We start from the raw sequence: 1,467 nt of genomic DNA on the forward strand, positions 1-1,467 counted from the left end.
GCTGACTCAATGGCATTAAGCAGATTTGACTTGCCAGATCCGTTCTTGCCGACTATCATGTTGCATCGCCCGAATGCCACGGTTTGGTCTTCTTTAAAGCTTTTATAGTTCTTTATTCGGAGAGTTTCAAGGTGCATGGGCTGCAAATTTTATTGGAAGGAATGGAAAGTAGAGCCAGTATACAGACAGGATGCAGATAGTACGAATTATACCCAAGGTCTGGCCAAAATAAATAGGAGTTATTGCAGGTTTGTCTGGGTCATCTTTATTCTAGGTATTCCGCTGATTATTAGAGTATAACGGTGTGGGTTACTGCTAGCAGACATATCTCTTGTGGTGCCAGGAGATGCTCTTGCAGGGGACTAGCATTAAAGTACAGGTTGGTTGCAGCACCCTCGTGCAGGTTAATATTGACAGAAATACTCTATGAACACAGATGTCTCAGAGAACACAGCAGTAAAAATTTTATTTTCTTCCTCTAACATATTCTTTTTTTTCACTAAAAAATTTAACAAGCTTAAAAAATCAACAATGGATATCATATTCTGAGCAAAATTCATAATATAACGCAGACACATTAGTCCAGTAGTGTATTAATACATCGGTGGAGCTGTATACCAGTACATTCTTTGCTGAGAGTATGCCAGCATGCTAGTTCTAGCTAGCATACCGACTTACTTCCCCGGCATTCCAGACATTCTGTATATTACAGAAAGTTAATTTACTGGTATAGGTGCTCATAATAGCTATTAAGTGCACAATCACCGCCAATGTAAGCATCTAGGCTTTGGTTCAAGGCACTTTTAGTATATTACTATCGCATGTTAATAATTTTTTTGTCAGCATCCCACAAAAATGGAGCCAGGAGAAAGTAAAATAAGAATGTCTAAAGATCTTATTCGGGTCACTCTTCGCTCTATTTTCCTTATGCTCTGCATTTATGGATTAACTCCCCTTTCCGAGCATCCGAGACAGAAAAACTTCCCGCATGCTTTCACATCGCATGGCTATGTTTTTCTCACGAACATCTCTGTCGGATACGCCATTATGTCTTCTTGCTTGGGCATTGTCTATCGAATCTCTAAATGGCCTTTCAGCCTATTTAATTTATCACTAGCAACATCGTCCTCCATAAGTATGTTTGTTAGCTTCTTCTTTTGGCTTTTTTTCTTCTATGACAGAAAGCTACTGGAAAATCCCAAGCAGCTTGCTAACAACTGTGCTACACCCTTGTTTACTAATATCTGCACACATCTTGCCCCGTTTCTTCTCACCCTGGTCGAGCAGTGGGATATACGGCTTAAAAGATCTAAAGCCCATATTTTCTTCTTGCTTGTCTTTGACATTTTATATTTCTGCGTGATTATTCTATGTAAAAATATTACCGGGAAATATCCATATCCCTTCATGAGACATCTGAACATGCCTCTCCTAATACTGTTTTTTATGGGCATGGCTACTCTTAAG

General features: G+C 39.3%; 2 protein-coding genes. One reads left to right on the forward strand and one right to left on the reverse strand.

Annotated elements, in window-relative coordinates; genetic code table 11:
- The coding region (locus tag QRY16_RS22300; RefSeq protein ID WP_419776150.1) for an AAA family ATPase at window positions 1-137 on the reverse strand (137 nt) is incomplete at its 3' end.
- 745 nt (window positions 138-882) lie between these two features.
- Between QRY16_RS22300 and QRY16_RS21905 the strand changes: the two genes are divergently transcribed.
- A partial coding sequence (locus QRY16_RS21905; protein ID WP_289778052.1) for an androgen-induced gene 1 family protein occupies window positions 883-1,467 on the forward strand: 585 nt, incomplete at its 3' end.

This window comes from Mixta mediterraneensis (assembly GCF_030283135.1).
Classification (GTDB): Bacteria; Pseudomonadota; Gammaproteobacteria; order Enterobacterales; family Enterobacteriaceae; genus Pantoea; species Pantoea mediterraneensis.